14 protein-coding genes, 1 pseudogene and 1 riboswitch are annotated in these 18418 nt (G+C 57.5%); of the genes and pseudogenes, 7 read left to right on the top strand and 8 right to left on the bottom strand.

The window, feature by feature from the left end; all coding sequences use genetic code 11:
- Positions 1–151 precede the first annotated feature (151 nt).
- The 3 genes from JUE67_RS09245 (at position 152) to JUE67_RS09235 (ending at position 5598) form a co-directional block, all read left to right on the top strand.
- Entirely contained in the window at positions 152–853 is a 702-nt protein-coding gene (locus JUE67_RS09245; RefSeq protein WP_203627989.1) for an ABC transporter ATP-binding protein, read from the top strand.
- A gap of 10 nt (positions 854–863) precedes the next feature.
- Positions 864–4439 carry an ABC transporter permease gene (locus tag JUE67_RS09240; RefSeq protein ID WP_203627990.1) on the top strand — a complete coding sequence of 1192 codons (3576 nt, stop codon included), beginning with the start codon at positions 864–866 and terminating at the stop codon, positions 4437–4439.
- 139 nt (positions 4440–4578) lie between these two features.
- Positions 4579–5598, top strand: coding sequence for a glycosyltransferase family 2 protein (locus tag JUE67_RS09235; RefSeq protein WP_203627991.1), 1020 nt, complete (start codon positions 4579–4581; stop codon positions 5596–5598).
- A 100-nt stretch (positions 5599–5698) separates the two neighbouring features.
- Here the strand turns inward: JUE67_RS09235 and JUE67_RS09230 are convergent, their stop codons facing one another.
- From JUE67_RS09230 to eno, 6 genes are all read right to left on the bottom strand, one after another.
- A complete protein-coding gene (locus JUE67_RS09230) occupies positions 5699–6169 on the bottom strand; it encodes a Dps family protein (protein WP_203627992.1) in 471 nt (156 codons plus the stop codon).
- Between the two features lie 261 nt (positions 6170–6430).
- On the bottom strand, positions 6431–7378 hold the full coding sequence (locus JUE67_RS09225) for a metal ABC transporter substrate-binding protein (protein WP_203628046.1): 948 nt from the start codon (positions 7376–7378) through the stop codon (positions 6431–6433).
- Positions 7379–7382: 4 nt separating this feature from the next.
- Positions 7383–8231 carry a metal ABC transporter permease gene (locus tag JUE67_RS09220; protein ID WP_203627993.1) on the bottom strand — a complete coding sequence of 283 codons (849 nt, stop codon included), beginning with the start codon at positions 8229–8231 and terminating at the stop codon, positions 7383–7385.
- Positions 8209–8952 carry a metal ABC transporter ATP-binding protein gene (locus JUE67_RS09215; protein ID WP_203628047.1) on the bottom strand — a complete coding sequence of 248 codons (744 nt, stop codon included), beginning with the start codon at positions 8950–8952 and terminating at the stop codon, positions 8209–8211. The genes JUE67_RS09220 and JUE67_RS09215 overlap by 23 nt, the downstream gene beginning before the upstream one ends.
- 236 nt (positions 8953–9188) lie before the next feature.
- Positions 9189–11444 carry an HAD-IC family P-type ATPase gene (locus JUE67_RS09210; RefSeq protein WP_203627996.1) on the bottom strand — a complete coding sequence of 752 codons (2256 nt, stop codon included), beginning with the start codon at positions 11442–11444 and terminating at the stop codon, positions 9189–9191.
- Positions 11445–11797: 353 nt separating this feature from the next.
- Entirely contained in the window at positions 11798–13084 is a 1287-nt protein-coding gene (gene eno, locus JUE67_RS09205; RefSeq protein WP_203627998.1) for a phosphopyruvate hydratase, read from the bottom strand.
- A 58-nt stretch (positions 13085–13142) separates the two neighbouring features.
- A riboswitch (Fluoride riboswitch) is annotated at positions 13143–13206 on the bottom strand.
- Between the two features lie 179 nt (positions 13207–13385).
- On the opposite strand from eno, the gene JUE67_RS09200 reads away from it, so the two are divergent.
- The 3 genes from JUE67_RS09200 (at position 13386) to JUE67_RS09190 (ending at position 14792) form a co-directional block, all read left to right on the top strand.
- On the top strand, positions 13386–13886 hold the full coding sequence (locus JUE67_RS09200) for an NUDIX hydrolase (RefSeq protein ID WP_203628000.1): 501 nt from the start codon (positions 13386–13388) through the stop codon (positions 13884–13886).
- A gap of 160 nt (positions 13887–14046) precedes the next feature.
- Positions 14047–14445 carry a fluoride efflux transporter FluC gene (locus JUE67_RS09195; protein ID WP_203628008.1) on the top strand — a complete coding sequence of 133 codons (399 nt, stop codon included), beginning with the start codon at positions 14047–14049 and terminating at the stop codon, positions 14443–14445.
- Positions 14439–14792, top strand: coding sequence for a FluC/FEX family fluoride channel (locus JUE67_RS09190; RefSeq protein ID WP_203628013.1), 354 nt, complete (start codon positions 14439–14441; stop codon positions 14790–14792). Before JUE67_RS09195 ends, JUE67_RS09190 begins: the two co-directional genes overlap by 7 nt.
- Before the next feature lie 65 nt (positions 14793–14857).
- On the opposite strand, the gene JUE67_RS09185 is transcribed toward JUE67_RS09190, so the two are convergent.
- On the bottom strand, positions 14858–15922 hold the full coding sequence (locus JUE67_RS09185; RefSeq protein ID WP_203628015.1) for a hypothetical protein: 1065 nt from the start codon (positions 15920–15922) through the stop codon (positions 14858–14860).
- Between the two features lie 21 nt (positions 15923–15943).
- Positions 15944–16765 carry a hypothetical protein gene (locus JUE67_RS09180; protein WP_203628017.1) on the bottom strand — a complete coding sequence of 274 codons (822 nt, stop codon included), beginning with the start codon at positions 16763–16765 and terminating at the stop codon, positions 15944–15946.
- 670 nt (positions 16766–17435) lie between these two features.
- On the opposite strand from JUE67_RS09180, the pseudogene JUE67_RS09175 reads away from it, so the two are divergent.
- Positions 17436–18338, top strand: a pseudogene (locus tag JUE67_RS09175) (aldo/keto reductase).
- Positions 18339–18418 lie beyond the last annotated feature (80 nt).

Here is an 18418-nt window from a genome sequence, read left to right as displayed (position 1 = left end):
AAACAACACATTGTCGATTTGCGTTCATTTTGGGCGAAAATCAACACGTTTTGTGAATCTGTTTATTGCAACTGGCCCATAGACAATCATATACTTGGGCCATCAACAAATCAACGTGTTGTTCATTATTTAAAAAACAGGAGTGAGCGAAATGAGTTACATCGACGTCAAGCACAGCACCAAACGTTACCAAATGGGCGAGACCGAGATTCTTGCCAACAACGATGTCAGCTTTCAGATCGAAAAAGGGGAGCTGGCGATCATCCTCGGCGCATCCGGCGCTGGCAAGTCAACGATCTTGAATATTCTCGGTGGCATGGACACCAATAGTAGTGGGGATGTCATTATCGATGGCCAGAATATCTCCCATTTTTCCTCACGTGAACTGACGGCATATCGGCGTACGGACATCGGGTTTGTCTTCCAGTTCTACAACCTGGTCCCGAACCTCACCGCTAAGGAAAATGTGGAGCTGGCCTCCGAGATCGTGGAAGGCGCCCAGGACCCGACGCAGACGCTGATCGACGTCGGGCTGGCGAAGCGCATCGACAATTTTCCCGTGCAACTGTCTGGCGGCGAACAACAGCGTGTCGCGATCGCCCGGGCCGTGGCGAAAAATCCCAAGATCTTGCTTTGCGATGAACCGACCGGCGCGCTGGATTATGAGACGGGCAAGCAGGTCCTCCAGATCATTCAGGACATGGCCCGCAAGCACGGCTCAACCGTGATCGTGGTGACGCATAACGCGGCAATCGCGCCGATCGGGGATCGCGTGATACACATGCGCGACGCCAAGGTCTCCCAGATCACGCAAAACGCGCATCCGGCGGCGATCGAGAATATTGAATGGTAGGTGAGTGAGCGTGACGAAGCATATTTTATGGAAAGATATTTGGCAGGCGATCGGCAAGTCCAAAGGCCGGTTTCTGTCGATCGCGGGCTTGATGGCGATCGGGTCGTTTGCGCTCGTCGGCCTGAAAGTCGCAGGCCCCGACATGCGGGCGACCGGCGCCGACTATGCGAACCGTTTGAATGTCGCGGATGTGACGGTGATTGGCGATTACGGCCTTGATCAAAGCGACCAGACAAAACTCAAAGAGGTGAAGGGCACCTCGAAGGTCGAATACGGCTATCTGAAAGATGTGACCATCCAAGGAAAAACCACCAGCCTCCGTCTTTTCAGCAAGCCCAGCACCATTTCGACGTACGACGTCAAAGCCGGGCGGATGCCGACCGCGGTCAATGAAGTCGCCTTGGACGCCGATTATCAGGGCCAATACAAGCTCGGCGACACCCTGCGCGTCACGGAAAAAGCCGATGCGACTGGCGCCAAAGTCCTGCGTCGCACCAAGTTCAAGATCGTCGGCTTCGTGTCCTCCGGCGAGATCCTGTCCTCGGTCAACATGGGCGAGACCACGGCTGGTACCGGCGAGCTGAACGGCTATGCGGTGATTCTGCCGAGCGCCTTTGACTCGGATGTCTACATGCTGGCGCGGATGCGGTTCACCGATCTGAAGGCCGTCGATCCGTATGGCAACACGTACAAGGGCCGCCTGCAGACGCACAAGACCGCGATCGATAAGGCGCTGAAGACCCAGCCGAAAAATCGCCTCGCGCAGCTTCAAACTGAGGCGGATAAGACGATCGCAAGCAATCAGGCTAAGCTCGATGCCGCGGCGAAAAAGTTGACCGATACCCAGGCCAAGCTGCAAGCCGCCCGGCGCCAGCTCGATGCAGGCCAGGCGGAGCTGACGGCCAAGCAAAAAGCGCTGACCACGCAGGTGACGGCGGCGCAAAAGAAACTCGATGACGGCGCCGCGCAACTGAAAACCGCGGCTGCCAAATTGAGTGCTGCGAAGCAGCAGCTGGCCGCAGCCGACACAAAACTCAAGGCCGGTGCCCAAGAACTGGCAGCCAAGCGCGCGGAACTTGCGACGGCCCAGGCAAAACTCACGACGGCCCAAAAGCAGCTCACCAACGCCTCGGCCCAGCTCAAAGCTGCAAAGCAGCAATTAACTACCGGCCAGCAGACGATCGCCAAGACCCAGGCCACCCTGACCAGCAAAAAGCAGCAACTGACCGCTGCCAACACGCAATACAAGACCGGCCTCGCGCAATTGCAGGCGGCCGTCGCCCAGCTGGAAAAACAGCTCGCGCAATCGGGCCTCAGCACGGCTCAGCAGGCACAATTGACCGCGCAACTCAAGGCGACCCAAGCCAAACTGACCGCCACCCAGCAGGCCTATGCCACCTTCCAGTCGGGCACCTATGACCCTGGCATGGCCCAGCTCGCGGCGGGCACCAAGCAGCTGGCTGCCGCGAAGTCTGAGCTCGCGCAAAAACAGAACCAATACGAGGCCAGCGAGGCGCGTTACCAGACCCAGCGCACCGCGTATACGCAAGGCAAAGCCAAAGCGGCCACTGCCCAAACACAGATCACGCAAGGCGCCGAAACGCTTGCGGCCAGCCAACAGCTGTATGAGAAGAACTTGGCCACGTACAACGCGGGGCTTAAAGACTGTCAGGCGAAGACAGCCGAGTTGGCCAAGGGCAAGGCCACGCTGGCCACCCAACAACAAAGCGGCGAAGCCCAGCTGGCGGCCGCCAAAAAGACGCTGGCAAGCAAAGAGCAGACGTACAAGAAAGGCGCTGCCGATTTTGCCAAGCAGGCCCCAGCCGCCCGCGCGGAGATCAAATCAGGTGAAACCAAGCTTGCGGCCGCCAAGAAGCAGGTCAAGCAGCTGGCTTTGCCGACATACACCGCGTACAGTCGCCGCGAGATGCCCGGCGGAATCGGGTACAAGACCTACACCACGGTTTCCGACATCATCGATGCGCTGGCCAACGTGTTCCCGATCTTCCTGTACTTCGTGGCAGCGCTGGTGACCTTCACCACGATGGGCCGTTTTGTCGACGAGGAGCGCATCAACGCCGGAACATTGCGGGCGCTGGGCTACGAGCCAAAAGACGTCACGCGCAAGTTCACCGTGTACGGGTTTGCCGCAAGTATGCTCGGCACGCTGATCGGCGTGGTGGCGGGCCACACGCTGCTCCCCCTGATCGTATACAACGCCTACAGCGATGGCTTTACCTTGCCGCGCATCACGCTGGCCTTTCATCCTTGGGTGACACTGGCGGCGATCGCGCTGGCCCTGCTATCTGCGGTGTTGCCAGCCTATCTCAGCGCGAAAGGCGAGCTGGCAGCGAATGCGGCGGAACTGCTTTTGCCAAAGCCGCCGGTCGCCGGGTCCAAGATCTTCCTGGAGCGCATCACGCCGCTGTGGAATCATATGAGCTTCACCCATAAAGTGACGGCGCGCAATATTTTTCGCTACAAGAAGCGCATGCTGATGACCATCTTCGGCGTGGCCGGCGCGGTGGCGCTGCTGCTGACCGGCTACAGCGTCCGCGCATCGATCGGTGGCATGAGCCAGACGCAATTCGGCGGCATCATCCATTACGATATGATCGTCGCCAAGAATAGCAACCTGACTTCGGCCGCCAGTCGCGAATTCGCAAAGCAGACGGAAAGTGCCGCCATCAAATCCACCAAGGCGATTCACTACGACTCCCTCAGCAAGGTCGCCGGGAAAAATAATGACAGTCAGGCCATCACTCTGATCGTCCCTCAGACGACCGCGAAATTTGATCAATATGTCGAGACCCGCAACCGCAAAACGCAAACGACTTTGCCACTCAAGGCAAGCGGCGCCATCATTTCGGAGCGGCTGGCCAACCTGGTCGGCGCCAAAGTCGGCGATACGATCAGCTTCAAGGACGCCAGCGATGTGACGCGCCACGTGACCATCAGTGGCATTACCGAAATGTACATGGGCCACTTCATGATCATGAGCCGCACCGCCTATGAAAAAGCATTCGCGACGGACTACACGACCAATGGCGAGCTGGTCATCCTCAAAGATCGCAGTCAGGCGAATGTTGAAAAAGAGGCAGCCAAGTTCATGGCTTTGCCGGCAACGGCGGGTGTCGTGCAAAATACGACGCTGACCAATCAGATCGACACGATCGTGAAATCTCTCAACAAGATCATGCTGGTCCTGATCATTGTCGCTGGCCTGCTCGGGGTCGTGATTCTCTACAACCTGACCAACATCAACGTGTCGGAGCGGATCCGTGAGTTGTCCACGATCAAGGTGCTCGGCTTCTTTGATAATGAGGTCACGATGTATATTTATCGCGAGACAATTTTGCTGACGGGCATCGGCATTCTGGTCGGCTTTGGCATCGGGGATGTGCTGTTCCGCTACATCCTGGCCGTGGTGCCGCCCGATGAAGTGATGTTCAACCCGGCGCTGGTCGGCACGAGCTTCCTGTGGCCGACACTCTTGATCGCCATGATCACCGCGGCGCTCGGCTGGGTCGTCAGTCGCACCCTGAAAAATGTGGACATGCTGGCCGCTTTGAAGTCGGTCGATTGAGTTCAGCGTAAGTCCGCCAAAAGCGCGCATCCCTGAAATGGGGGTGCGCGCTTTTGCTAGTTCAGTAAGAATCTCTTTTTCCAAGACTTCGCGGCCCAGAAAAGCCCTCGGCTATGCTAAAATCAACGCGGAGGCTCTTATGACACAACCGTTGCTTTCGGTGATCATGCCCGTTTATAACGCCCAAAAATACCTTGAGGCGGCGCTGGACAGTTTGCTTGCCCAAGATTATCTCAATTTCGAAGCGCTGCTCATCGACGATGGCTCGACGGATGAAACGCCGGGGATCCTCGATGCCTACGCGACGGCCGATGCGCGCCTGCAAGTGAGTCATGTGCCCAACCGCGGTCAGGCGATCGCGCGCCAAGTCGGATTGAACCAGGCCCGCGGCGCCTACATCACCTTCATGGATAGCGACGACATGGTGTTGCCCAATTGGCTGTCGACCATGCAAAATGCGATCGGGGAGGCCGACATCGCGGCGGTCAATCATTACGCGTACTGGAACCCCGCGGCCAAATTTAGCCGCCCCTTTCACGCCCCGACATTCTCGGCGACCGGCGATGAGATGTACCGGCTGTGGCTGGAGGACAAGGAAATGCGCGGCTACTTGTGGGATAAGTTGTTTGCCGCCCACCTGTTTGAGCCGCCGCTGCCAGTTGCGGATTTTAATCTGATGGAGGACGCGTTTTTGATCGGTCAGCTCCTGCCGCGGGTCTCCCGCATCAATTTTGTCGACGAGCCGGTCTATCAGTACCGCATCAACCTCGGCAGCACGGTGCACACCGGCTTCAAGCGCAGTGACCTCGAGGCGATTCACCAACTCGGTGCGATGTACCTGCAGGTGGCCGAGGCCAAGCCAGCCCTAACGCCGATCGCGGTGCGAAAATACGCCTCGCTGAGCCTGTTTGTGCTGTCGAAAATGAACGCGGCGCAACTCGTCCATCACTGGGGTTATGTCCAGCAGCTCGGCCGGGTGCTGCAGGAATACCGGCGCGTGTTTGCCGACGAGGTGGACGCCAAGGAAGCCGCCGAGCTGGAAAATGGCCCGCAAGCGACGCCGAGTTTGCGCGCACGCCTGGCCGCCTGGTCCACCTTGATCGGGCCGCCATCGCCACTTGAAGAGGAGATCGCCAAGGAAAAACAAGAGGAGCTTTGATCGATCAGGCGGGGTCGCGCTGATCCGTTGAGCGGCCCCACGAAAGGCACCCAAAAAGGCGGCTGAGCCATACGCTCGCCGCCTCTTTATGTGCATTCGGTTAGCTTGGATCGATGCCAGGGGCTTCATTCAGTTCGGCCTTCAGCATCCAGATCTTTTTTTCGATGTCGCCCTTGAAGCCAATAAAGATATCTTGGCTCACATCGTCGTGTTCGTCGCCGCTCACGTCGATGCCGCGCTGGTAGGTGTCCGCCAGCCGGCTGTACGCCGTCGCCAAGCCGCGCAGGCGCTCCGGTGTGGCCACGCCCCATTCGCCGGGCTCATCGGCCATCGTCGTGTGGTCGGCGAATTCCTTGAGGCTGGCATATGGCGAGCCGTCCAGCGTGATCAGCCGTTCGGAAACGACGTCGAGCTGGTCGTTGAGCTCATCCATGTATTTGTCCATCAGGGGATGCAGCTTCAGAAAATTCGGGCCGCGCATGTACCAGTGCACTTGATGCACGTGGACTGCCAGCGCGCTGAGATCGGCGACAAGCTGGTTCAAAACAAGTTTGGTTTGAGAATATGACATAGTGATCCTCCTTTTCTTCTATTATATCTGGTTCCAAAACAGGGGAGCTAGCACAATGACTTCGCCGCGTGCTGAACCAACGCGTTGAGGCATGGGGGAATGCGACAACGTATGGGTTCGTAGCGGATGGGCAGCTGTTTCAGACCTGCCGCGCGAAGCCCAACTGAAAAGGGTGCGTCGTGTGGGGGCCTCAGCCCGGTCAGCGGCCCCGAGTCAGGAACAACGCAAACGACACCCAATCGTTCCAAATGCGGCCAGCTCTCATTTCGAGAGCCCTTCCGCGATCTTATCCAGGTTCCACTTCATCATGTCATAGTAGTTGTCGCCTTGTTGACCTGGGGCGGCAATGGAGTCAGTGAACAGGGTGGCGTGAATCGGAATGCCGGTGTCTTTGGCAACGGTGGCCATTGGCTTGCCATTGACGCTACTTTCGACGAACAGCGCCGGGGTCTTGGTCTTTTTAAGCTTGCGGACCAAAGTCGAGATCTGCGCCGGGGTGCCTTCTTCCTCCGTGTTGATCTCCCAGATATAAGCGGACGGAATATTGTAGGCCTTGCCAAAATACTTGAAGCAGCCTTCACTGGTGACGATCAGTTTTTTCGCGGCCGGGATCTTGTCAAATTTAGCCTGGGCCTCTTTATGTAGTTTTGCCAACTTGGTGGTGTAGGCCACCATATTGTTGTTGTAGAACGTCGCGTTTTTCGGATCAGCATCGCTTAAGTGCTTGGCGATGTTCTGCGCGTAAATAATGCCGTTGCCGACGCTGAGCCAGGCATGCGGGTCGAGCTTGGCGGCTTCCTGCTTGCCCTGCAGGTGAATGACCTCGACGCCATCGCTGACGGCAAAGGACTTCTTTTGTGCCTTGGGGCCTTCGTTGGCCATCATCTTGGTGAACCAGGCGCCGGGCGCATTTTCCAAGTTGATGCCGTTGTATAAGATCACGTCGGCTTTGCCCGTGGCCGACACATCGGCTGGTTTCGGGTCGTATTCATGGGGGTCTTGGCCCACTGGGACGATGACGTGAATTGTCGCCTTATCCTTGGCGATATTTTTGGCGATGTCGCCGATGATGGTATCCGTTGCGACGACTGAGACTGTCTTGGCCAGCATGGGTTTGGTGGCCTCAGATGTTTTCGGTTGGGTATGGCCGCATGCGGCAAGGCCGATCAAGGCGGCCACAGCGGCGGTCAGGGGCAAGAGACGGGTCATTGATTTAAACATTTTTTCCTCCAAGGGGGAGCGTGATCAGGTGCTGTTTTTTGGAAAATGGAAAACAGACGACGAAGACCAGCGCGCCGAGAATGACGATACAAGAACCAACTGCAATGTTGTGGGTGTAGCCGAACACTAAGCCGACCAGCGAGATCAGGCCGCCGAGCAGGCCCGAGGCGATGACCATCACCACCAGGCGGTCCGCAAATAGGTAGCAGGTCGCGGCCGGCGTGATCAAGAGGGCGACGATCAAAATGGTGCCGACGCTTTGCATGGACACAACGGCCACCAGCGTCAGCATGATCATCAATAGAAAATGGTAAAAATTCGTGCGAATGCCCATCGCCTGCGCCATCAGGGGGTCAAATGACGTCAGGCGCAGGCGCTTGAAAAAGAGGGCCACCAGCACCAGGACCGCGGCGGCAATGCCCAGCGTCAGGTTGCGGTCGCCATCTTGGACGGCCAGAACATTGCCAAATAAAATGTGAAAGAGATTGGTGGTGGTGTGGACCAGGCCGATCAAGATCACGCCCAGCGCCAAAAACGTGCTGAAGGTGATGCCGATCGCGGTGTCGCTTTTGATCGCGCTGAATTGCTTGATCAACGTGATGATGGTCGCCGCCAAAATGCCGAACGCGGCCGCGCCGATCACCATCGGAATGTGCAACATGAAGGACAGCGCGACCCCGGGCAACACGGCATGCGAGATCGCGTCGCCCATCAAGGACAGCCCGCGCAAGATGATGAAACTGCCGATCACCCCGGCGACAATGCCGACTGCCACCGCGGTGATCAAAGCGTTTTGCAGAAAATGAAATTCTGCCAGGTCAGTGAAAAATAGCTGAAGCATCGGGCGCTCCTTTCGCGGGGGGGTGCGGCAGGCCGTATGTCGCCGCAAGATTGTCAGGGGTGAAGGTGGTCGCGACCGGCCCGGCAGCGATCAGCGCGCGGTTCAGCATCACGACCCAGTCAAAATAATCGGGGACGGTCTTGAGGTCGTGGTGCACGATCAAGATCGTTTTGCCGGCCCGTTTTTGTGCGCGCAACACGGCCATGATCGCCGCCTCGCTTTGCACATCGATGCCGACAAACGGTTCGTCGAGTACCAACAGTTGCGCGTTTTGCACGAGGCACCTGGCGATCAAAACACGCTGGAGCTGGCCGCCAGACAGCTGGCTCAAGGGCCGGGCCGCAAAATCGGCCATCCCGACCTGCGCCAGAGCCTGTGCGACGGCTTCCTTTGCGCCGCGCACATGACCGAACGCATTTGCGTCAGCTTGGCGGCCAAGCGCCACGCATTCGCGGACCGTGATCGGAAACGTCAGATCCAGGCCACTTTTCTGCTGGACATACGCGACATGGCGCGCCACCGCGTGCAAGTCTTGCTGGTCAAAAAGGGTGCGGCCGCGATGGGGGATGAGCGACAGCATCGCTTTGATCAACGTGGACTTGCCGGCGCCATTGGGACCAATGATGCCAACGAGGCAGCCGGCCGGCAGGGTGAATGACACGGCCTGGAGCACGGGCTGGCCGCGGGAATAACTGACGCTGAGTTGACGAGCTTCTAAAATGAGATCACCTCCCTTCCAAAACGTAACGAGTACGTTTTACCGAACTTAGGCTATCCTAAACAAAGATTGACGTCAATGAAAAATATGATGAGAGGGCTTCTCATGCAGCGGCGATGACGGGCAACAGGGGGATGCGGCCACGGGAAAAGGACTCGGGTCAGAGGTTTCAGGGGCACAAAAAAGGACGCAAGCCGATCGTTTTCGGTTTACGTCCTAGTGAGGGCAATCAAGGCGAACTACGAGCGATGCCGCTGATTGATGCGCAGATACAATCCATCCAAAAGCACGGCCGCCACCACGGTCAGCGCCAGCACGGCCCCGAGCGCCTGCCACGACACGGAAGTCACGCCAAGGCCAAGCAGCGACAGGCCAATTGTCAGGATCACGTTCACCGAGATCGCGACCCCGACTGCCAGGCTGGGCGCACTGCGCCAAAATGGCCGGGCGGTGCGGGTGATCAAGATCGTCAGCATGGCACTGTCGATCAAATAGTTGAACAGCAGGGTGCTCATGCCTCCAGCCGAGACCCCAGCCAGGTGCAACCCGATCAACAAGGCCAGCCCTAGTACCGTCCAGCCGGCGCCGAGCACGCTGGCCGTCCGCAACAGGCGGCGCTGGCCCCAAACTTCTGGGCGATGGGTGATGGTGGTGCGATCCGTGCCAAGCACCAAGGTGACCAGGTCGTTCAAGATCGCGACCAGCACCATGGCGTTGAGGGCAAGCGGCACGCGGCCAAACAGGAGAACGCCCAGCGTTAGGAGAATCGTCAGCTCAGCCGTCCGCGATAATTTAGTGATGGTCCAAGTCAGCATGCGTTGGTACACCCGGTGGCCGCTATCGAGAATCGCGGTCAAAGGCGTCAGGCCGGGCGTGAGCAGGACGATTTTTGCGGCACGCTTGGCGAGCGGCACCGCATTGGCCACCGCGACGCCGACCTCGGCTTGGCGCAGGGCAGGGGCGTCATTGACCCCATCGCCGGTCATCCCGACAATGTGGCCGGCCGCTTGAAGCCGCTTGACGATGGTCAGCTTGTCTTCCGGCCGCACCTCGGCGATACCGGCCAACGCCGTCACATCGGCGGTGTCAGACAGGTCGGTAAACCGCGCGACTGCGCCATCGAGGCCGACCGCGCCGGCGATCTGCTGGGCGGTGGCCTTGTGATCGCCGGACAGCATGATCACCTGCACGCCGCGGGTTCGCAGCGCCTGCACCGCCGCTTGGCTATCCGGGCGCAGCGTGTCGGCCAAAATGAAGACGCCGCACAAGGTATCGTCGATCATCACGGCGAGGCTGCGGCCTGTTTTCAGCGCAGCGACTGGGGGCTCGAAGGTATTTTGCGCAAGCGACGAAAGCTTGGCGAAGGCGCCGAGCCGGACGACGCCAAGTGGGGTGATCGCCTGGGAATACCCGCGCGTCGCGTCAAACGCGGAAAAATCGGTCACTGTTTGCGGCAGCGGTCCGGCAAAGTCGCGCACGGCCTGTTCAAGCGGGCTCGGCGCGATCGGATCACAGGCCAGCGCGGCTGCCTGGCGAACTTGGGCATCCGGCCGCGCGCTGAGGTTGAGAAATTGCTGGACCGCGGTCTTGTTGGCCGTCAGCGTCCCAGTTTTGTCGACCACGAGCACATCCATCGCCGCGGCTTCCTGAATGCCGACGAGGTCGCTCACCAAAATATGCTGGTGGCTCAGGACGTTGGCCTCCACTGAATTCGCGACGGCAAAACTCGACGGCATCGCAATGGGGATGGTCGCGATGAACAGCATCGCCAAAAACGGCAGGAGGCTGATCAAATTTTGCCCGCGCACCAAGGCGGCGACCAGCAAGATCACGACAAGCACGCTGTCGACGAGCGCCAGATCCTTGATCACCTGGCCGAGCAGGCGCTGGAGATGCCCAGGCGCGCTGGCTGTCGCAAGCAGCGTCTGCGTTTTCCCACTGCGACTCTGGGCGCCCGTCGCCGTGACCGTGGCCAAGCAATCGCCGGTCAGAACCGCGGTGCCCGCGAAAACAGGGTCGTGTTGGCTCCGGGTCACCGCTTCGGATTCACCGGTGATGCTGCTTTCATCGAGCTGGATCGGACCACCTGCCGCGAGCTGGGCATCCGCCGGGACGATCGCGCCGAGACGCAGGCGGATGAGGTCCCCACGCACAAGCTCGCGGGCCGGGCGCACGTCCCACTTGCCATCGCGCATCACGGTCGCGGAAAGGGTCAATTGCTGGGAGAGACTTGCCAGGACGCGATGCGCGCGCCCGGCCTGAATCGCGCCATTCACCGCAGCAAATAGCAGCATCAAGACGATGAAGCCGGCCTGCACGGTTTTGCCTAACAGAAGCTCAACGACCAGCGCCGCCTCCAAGATCCAGGCGGATGGCTCCCACAGCCGCGTCGCCACCGCACGCCAAAACGAATAAGGCGCCTCGGCGACCTCGTTTGGGCCATCCGCTTTCAGGCGGGCCGCCGCTTCTTGTTCACTTAATCCGGTATCTGCCATGTTGATCTCCTCCAAAAGAAAGGGGCCGCGTACTTGGCGCGACCCGCATCCTGCCTATTATCACAAAGGGCGTCGCCGCCCCGGCAGTACCGTCGCCCATACTCGGCGGCACTGCCCCAGCGGCGAGGCTGAGGTGAAACTGTTGCGCTGATGAATCGTCAACGGTGAAATTTTCACCGCGTGTGTCAGGAACACTGAATTTGCTTCAGTTGCGTACCTGCGCACCCTAGTTGGGCTCCGCGCGGCAGGTCTGGGATATCTAGTCGGATCAGGCACTCGGTGGCCAAGTTCGCCACCAAGTACCTAAGCCGAACTAGCTACCCAGACCTGAACGCCGCGCTGCGCACCCTTTTTTAGTCGAGGGTCACGTCATCTGGGAAGTGGGCCAGACGGGTGCTATCGTCGCCGAGTTCCTCTTCGATTCGCAGCAACTGGTTATACTTTTCAACACGTTCGGAGCGAGCTGGCGCACCGGACTTGAGCTGGCCACCATTGACGGCAACGGTGAAGTCAGCGACGAAGGTATCGCCAGTCTCGCCGGAGCGATGGGAGATCATGGTCGTGTAGCCGTTCTTGCGGGACAGGCGCACCGCCTCAAGCGTCTCGGAGACCGTGCCGATTTGGTTGAGCTTGATGAGGATAGAGTTCGCCATGCCTTTTTGAATCGCCTCGCGGATCAGGGCCGGGTTCGTGCAGACCGGATCATCGGCGACGATCTGAACGCGGTCGCCATATTGCTTGGTGAACTTGGCAAAATTGTCCCAGTCCTCTTCGCCAAATGGATCCTCGATCGAAATGATCTCTGGGAATTCATCGAGCAGATGAGCGTAAACATCGCTCATTTCATCTGGGGTGTAAGTCTTACCTTCGAAATCGTAGTTCTTGGTGTCGCGGTTGTAGAAATAAGAAGCCGCGGCATCAAAGGCGATGGCGATCTCTTTGCCAGGCACATAGCCGGCTTGGATGATCGCTTCGTGCAACATCTTCAAGGCCTCTTCGGAGTTGTTCAGGTCCGGGGCAAAGCCACCTTCGTCGCCCAGGCCTGTGGTGAAGCCAGCCTTTTCGATGACCTTCTTCAAGGTGTGATAGGTGTTGGCAATTTTTTCAAAACCATCACGGAAGCTGGTGCGCTCGACCGGGGTGATCATGAATTCCTGGAAGTCGATGCCGTTGTCCGCGTGCTCGCCGCCGTTGATGACATTGTGGAACGTTTGCGGCAATTCGATATCGGTACCGCCAAGATAACGATACAGCGGGGTGTGCAGCGCGTTGGCAGCCGCGCGGGCGGTGGCCATGGAAACACCCAAGATCGCGTTGGCGCCAAGGCGTGCCTTGTTCGGAGTGCCATCGAGATTGATCATCAATTGGTCGATGTGACCCTGATTGAACGGATCTTGGCCTTTGAGTGCGGCATTGATCTCGGTGTTCACGTTGTTGACCGACTTGAGGACCCCTTTGCCTTGGAGCCGGTCACCGCCATCGCGGAGCTCAACGGCCTCTTTTTCACCGGTGGAAGCGCCTGATGGAACCTCGGCGCGGCCCAGCGTGCCATCAGACAAGATGACATCGGCCTCAACGGTTGGGTTGCCACGTGAATCGAAGATCTCCCGGGCTTTAACACTTTCAATGACTACTGACATAATGCAGCTCCTTCCGCTACCAAAAAGAAAAGACGCCTACCAGACCCGCACGTGTGCGGACCTAGTAGACGTCATCAATTGATAGTCAATTATTAATGGCGAACGTCATCGCCTATTCGTTTGTACATCCACAGGTTACACCCTCAAATCAAACCGTGCAAGGGAAAAAGGGACGCGGACGGCGCTTATCGCCGATCAGGTAGTTCGAACGTCCATTAAAGCGTACAATCAAAGTAAGGCATATTTGGAAATAGACGTTACCTTCCGGGTTCAACTGGCTGGAGGCTTGGAGGAAAACAAAATGAGTGTTGAACTACATCGCGCTTTTGGCTGTTATGGTGTGATTGCGATCGACGGCCAGCTTCTCGTCATGAAAAAAAGCGGTGGGCCGTATCAAAATCGTTATGACCTTCCAGGCGGCAGTCTTGATGGACCGGAGCCTTTAGACAAAACAGTTTTGCGTGAGGTCCGCGAAGAGACTGGCTTGACTTGCCGAATCGACCGCCAGTTAGGAGCCGTCAGTTTTGTTTACCCCTGGGCCTACAAACGCTGGAATCTCAATCAGCACCTGTGCGTTTTTTACTCGCTGACGGCTGCAGCGGGTGGTCTGCTAAGTGATCCCGTTCAGTTTCAAGGACAAGATTCGCTGGGCGCGCTTTTGATGCCACCGGATTCTTTGACGTTGGCAAACAGTTCGCCACTTGTGTTGTGGGCGGCGTGCTTCTTGACGACTGGCACCGCCGATCTGACCTCGCGTACCTTTCAGGAGTGGCCTGTGCTGGAACGGCCGGTTTGGCAATAACGTGGGCTTGGTGAGGGCTGATCCATCCTTGCCACCGCCGCGCTCACTGTGTATACTAAAACGCATCTAAATGGCGAAGGTGTTCGCCTAAACGTTTGAGTTGATGACACCTATCCCAGTCGATTGGGGTAGGTGTCTTTATTTTGGGAAGGGGATCTAAATGTCTACGCACCTGAAAAATGATCTGGCCGTCTTCCTTGGCGGCGCGCTGGGCGGGGGCCTGCGCTTTGCGGTCAGCCAGCGCCTCCATGATAGCGACACCTTATTGGGCACCACCAGCGTCAATCTGCTCGGCAGTTTTTTGCTGGTGCTATTGACGTACGGCATCGCCATGCAATTCGACCTGCCCGAAACGCTGATCTTGGCGCTTGGCACGGGCCTGATGGGCGGCTTCACCACATTTTCATCGCTGCTGCTGAATGTGGCGAATCTGCTGGCGGATCGGCCGGCACAGGCGCTGGGCTTGCTGGCCGTGAACCTGGTCGGCGGCTTACTGGCCAGCGCGCTGGGGTACCTGCTTGCGCGGCGCATCACGCATGACGGGGTGAAAATATGGTGATCGCGGTGGCAGCGGCGGCCGGCTGCGGCGCCGTGGTGCGTTATGAGGTGACGATTTGGGGAAAAAAGCGGTGGCCAAACTTGCCACTGGCGACGCTGCTGGTCAATCTCCTGGGCGCTTTTCTTGCCGGTACATTTTTCGGGTTATTTGCCACATGGGGCGGGTCGGTGATCCTGTTGGCCGGTTTCTGCGGCGGACTGACCACATTTTCCACCTACATGACCGAGACCTTTATTCTGTTGAAAAATCGGCGGTGGGGCGCGGCACTATCCTATTGGCTAGGCAGCGTGGCGCTGGGCGGCGGCGCACTGGTGCTCGGCCTGCTGCTGGGTAAGTGGATCGGGTAGGCGGGCAGAGAGAGAAGTTATGTAAAAACCGAGGCAGGGTGAGGGCCTCGGCTTTTTTGTACGGGTTATTGCGGCGGTGTGGCGGAATCCGCGGGGCTGTCCTCTGGCTTCTTGTCGGGGACAGTTGGCGATTCATCGGACGCTTGATGTGGGTGAGGGGCGGATGGGTTTTCCTCGGGTTCTGGCTTTGAGTCCAGGTCACTGGGCTTGTCCCCAGCTTCTGATTTTGGGCCCAAGTCAGGCACCTTTTCCTCAGTTGTTGGCTTGGTGTCAGCAGGGGTTAGCGCTTCCCCAGTCGCTGGTTTTGAGTCGGACCCAACTGGCTCTTTAGCGGCTTCTAGTTGCCGGAAATCATCTTCTCCGAGCATGATCTCGCTCTTGTACGACAGACTATGCGGCATTCCGATCGCGCTCCTATCACCAGTCGGGACGCCATCTTCGCGATTCTTCCACCACAAAAACAGCTGGTGGCGATAGACGGGGTCTTTGATGCGATATTCGTTGTACGGCATCCGATCGTCATCGATCTCAGAGGAATCGACATCATTAAGCGAAAGCCCAATGATCAACGTGCGTTCCCTTGGCTTTGGTGCGGGTTGTGCCTGATACCGCGTCCATACTTGGCGCTGCCGCGAAAGCAATCGGCCAAGTGGACCCGTGGGCTTTTTGACAAACTGGCCAGCCGCGCGGACTTCACTGGCTTGCATTGCCTCGAACGTGCCCTTACCGGATGCAAATTGTTTGGCGGCTTCCACTACTGCCTTGCCATTCTTTTGATCACGGGCAAAGTTTTGTGCGGCTAGAACAAGCTGATCGCGCGCGGATGCTTTCTGCTTATTCCAGGTTTGTACCGCATCTGCAGAATAGATCTGAATTCGAGCTAGCGTGACCGGGTGCTGGGGACTAAGCTGGTCGCCCACGTTGACGTTGCGTGCGATGAAGTCTGTGGAAAACGGCATCAGCGCCTCTTCGGTATCGAGATCGACATCTTGTACATACGTTTTCACCAGACTAAGCTTGAAGTGAACGAAATCTCGCGGAACGAACTGACCGCTCGCATTTTGGACGTACTCTGTGACGCCACCGGTAATGGTCGCTGAAAGGTCAGCTTGGTACGTTTTTTCGGCCATAATTAGCATCTCCTATCGAAATTAGCTTTGCGGCTGAAAATGGTGTTGTTTCAGATCGGACGGCAGATCACCTTTTTCGAAAAATGGCACATGATTGCGCGCGCGGTAAGTGGCCTCGCCCTGAAGCCGCTCGATCAGCAGCGTGAGCTTGGCCTCATAATCAAGATTTGGTTTCTCAATGAAATTTGGATCGACCCACCCGTCGAGTTTCGCCTGATACACCCAGTCGCCAGGCTTGGTATTGAGCAATAGCGGCACCGGCGCCCCGTTTTTGGCATCGTCTTCTGCGATGAGGGCGAGCTCGGCCCGCCGCTTTGCGACCAACTCATGCGGGAGGCCGCCTCGGTATGGTTTGACGAGTTTCGTTTGAAGGTCATAGAGTTGGTCGAGGGTCAGCTCGGATTTCGTGTAACGGAGATAGAGACGATCGAGCCGGGTGAGGTCACGCGGGGCGAGGGCCTTGTCATGTTTTTGCTGACCCAGCCACTTTGCTTCAATGCGTCCCATTTCTTTAGTCAGAGTCGATTGATGAATCAATCGCCATTTGGTTTGCGACCCAGATGCCGTGAGATAACCCGTCGCGACTTTGCCGGTGAAACTGTTCATCCCGGCGATATCCATCCTGAAGATATCTCGTCGAAGTAGGGCTGGGGTCACGTCGACATAGACAACAATCGAGTCGATTGGAAGCCGGGGCTCCTCTGCGCCGGCTTGCATCCAGTCGGCGCCAATCTTTACATAGACGCCAGTTGTGACGTGGCTCGTCACAGGGTCGATCATGTCCGCCTTGACGATGCCGAGAATCCAGCCATACAACGTGATGATCTGTTTTGGGGTCGCCATTTTGGTCACTTCTTTCCAAGTTTGCCAAAAAGTTTAGACTGGTTTCCGTTATTTGTCACTTAATTTGCTTGTGAAATTTTTATAGATCAAAAATCTTATATGTATCTAGAACGCAGGCCGTCGAATGAGGCGAATGCAATGATATTAGGAAAACTAGAGGAAACTCATCTTTTTGTTCTGAATAATAATTTAACTGGACCGGCGAAAAAAGATTCACAAAATAGTTGACGGCAGCGTTTGCCTGTGTTATACTAATTTCGACACTGAGAGGCGTGGAGGAGCTGGCCACGAGTTTTCTCCCAGCGTTGGTCAGTCCGGCGGGATCCAACCCGCGACCTACCCCGAGCGACGCAATGACGGTCACCTGTTACATGTTGGGTGACCCAAAGGGCTTAAACGGACCCGGTACTGGGAAGTACCGGAAAAATGTACCACCCAATTTCTAACTGAATAAGTTCCCCTAACACCGACGGGAGGAATCTCGAAAATGAAGAGGGAAAGGGATCCAACCTAAAATTTGGCAGGCCGGAGCACGCTTCGGCCTGTTTGCTGTGCCCTCAGACAGTTTTTGTGACTCTTGCGTCTCAGGGTTGTGCTGATCAAGGGCGTTTGCCTCGAATTTTCGCCAGCCATGGCTTAAAATAAGGCCATACAGAAAGAAGGTTGGCAGATGCATACGACTGTTGAATTTCCTGCGTTTGGCCTAGGCACGAATAAGGTCGGCGGACACAATTTGTTCAAGGACCTCAACGATGAGGATGGGTTTGCCGTGATCGAGCAGGCGCTGGCGGATGGCGTCACGCTGTTTGACACGGCGTACATATATGGCAAGGGGCGCTCCGAGGAGATCATCGGCGAGGTGCTTCAGCGCACCCGCGCACGGTCGCATGTGCTGATCGCGACCAAGGCTGCCCAAGATCCGGCAAACGATTGGCGGCCCAATAACTCGCCGGCGTTCTTGACCCAGGCGGTGGATGACGCGTTGCGCCGCCTCAAGACCGACACCATCGATCTGTTTTACATTCATTTTCCGGATGCGACGACGCCCAAGGATGAGGCGGTCGCGGCGCTGGCCAAGTTGAAGCAAGCTGGCAAGATTCGGGCGATCGGCGTCTCGAATTTTTCCCTGGCGTAACTGAAGGAAGCCAATCGTGATGGGTTAGTCGATGTGGTGGAGGACAATTATAGCTTGGTGCACCGCGAGGCCGAGGGCACGCTGTTGCCGTATCTACAGAAGGCCGGCGTCGGTTTTGTGCCATACTTCCCGCTGGCGTCTGGACTTTTGACCGGCAAGTACAGTGCGGCGGATGGCGCGCGTTTCCCCCGCTTCACGGCGAGCCAATACGCGGCGATCATGACGGGGCTGGCGGACGTCCGGGATGTGGCCAAGGCGCATGACGCCACCGTTGCGCAAGTGATTCTCGCGTGGTATTTGCAAAATCCGGCGATCATGACCGTCATTCCCGGCGCACGGGTGCCACAACAGGTGACCGCCAATGTCGCGGCACTCAAGATCACGCTCAGCCCGGCGGAATATCAACAGATCGATCAGGCTTTTTCGACATTTAAATAAAATCGTAAATTGCAAGAACAAGTTAGCCAGTCGTTGAGGGCAATCCCAGAACAGGCCGTTATCAAATAGAAGTTGTGGCG

Origin of the sequence: Lacticaseibacillus mingshuiensis, from assembly GCF_016861785.1 — a bacterium.
GTDB classification, from domain to species: Bacteria; Bacillota; Bacilli; order Lactobacillales; family Lactobacillaceae; genus Lacticaseibacillus; species Lacticaseibacillus mingshuiensis.
This window is presented reverse-complemented; position numbering and strand designations above follow the sequence as displayed.

What these genes read in the sequence shown, in the direction of transcription:
- JUE67_RS09245 (WP_203627989.1), top strand. Translation starts at nt 152, where the DNA reads ATGAGTTACATCGACGTCAAGCACAGCACCAAACGTTACCAAATGGGC.
- JUE67_RS09235 (WP_203627991.1), top strand. Translation starts at nt 4,579, where the DNA reads ATGACACAACCGTTGCTTTCGGTGATCATGCCCGTTTATAACGCCCAA.
- JUE67_RS09230 (WP_203627992.1), bottom strand. Translation starts at nt 6,169, where the DNA reads ATGTCATATTCTCAAACCAAACTTGTTTTGAACCAGCTTGTCGCCGAT.
- JUE67_RS09225 (WP_203628046.1), bottom strand. Translation starts at nt 7,378, where the DNA reads ATGACCCGTCTCTTGCCCCTGACCGCCGCTGTGGCCGCCTTGATCGGC.
- JUE67_RS09220 (WP_203627993.1), bottom strand. Translation starts at nt 8,231, where the DNA reads ATGCTTCAGCTATTTTTCACTGACCTGGCAGAATTTCATTTTCTGCAA.
- JUE67_RS09210 (WP_203627996.1), bottom strand. Translation starts at nt 11,444, where the DNA reads ATGGCAGATACCGGATTAAGTGAACAAGAAGCGGCGGCCCGCCTGAAA.
- eno (WP_203627998.1), bottom strand. Translation starts at nt 13,084, where the DNA reads ATGTCAGTAGTCATTGAAAGTGTTAAAGCCCGGGAGATCTTCGATTCA.
- JUE67_RS09200 (WP_203628000.1), top strand. Translation starts at nt 13,386, where the DNA reads ATGAGTGTTGAACTACATCGCGCTTTTGGCTGTTATGGTGTGATTGCG.
- JUE67_RS09195 (WP_203628008.1), top strand. Translation starts at nt 14,047, where the DNA reads ATGTCTACGCACCTGAAAAATGATCTGGCCGTCTTCCTTGGCGGCGCG.
- JUE67_RS09190 (WP_203628013.1), top strand. Translation starts at nt 14,439, where the DNA reads ATGGTGATCGCGGTGGCAGCGGCGGCCGGCTGCGGCGCCGTGGTGCGT.
- JUE67_RS09185 (WP_203628015.1), bottom strand. Translation starts at nt 15,922, where the DNA reads ATGGCCGAAAAAACGTACCAAGCTGACCTTTCAGCGACCATTACCGGT.
- JUE67_RS09180 (WP_203628017.1), bottom strand. Translation starts at nt 16,765, where the DNA reads ATGGCGACCCCAAAACAGATCATCACGTTGTATGGCTGGATTCTCGGC.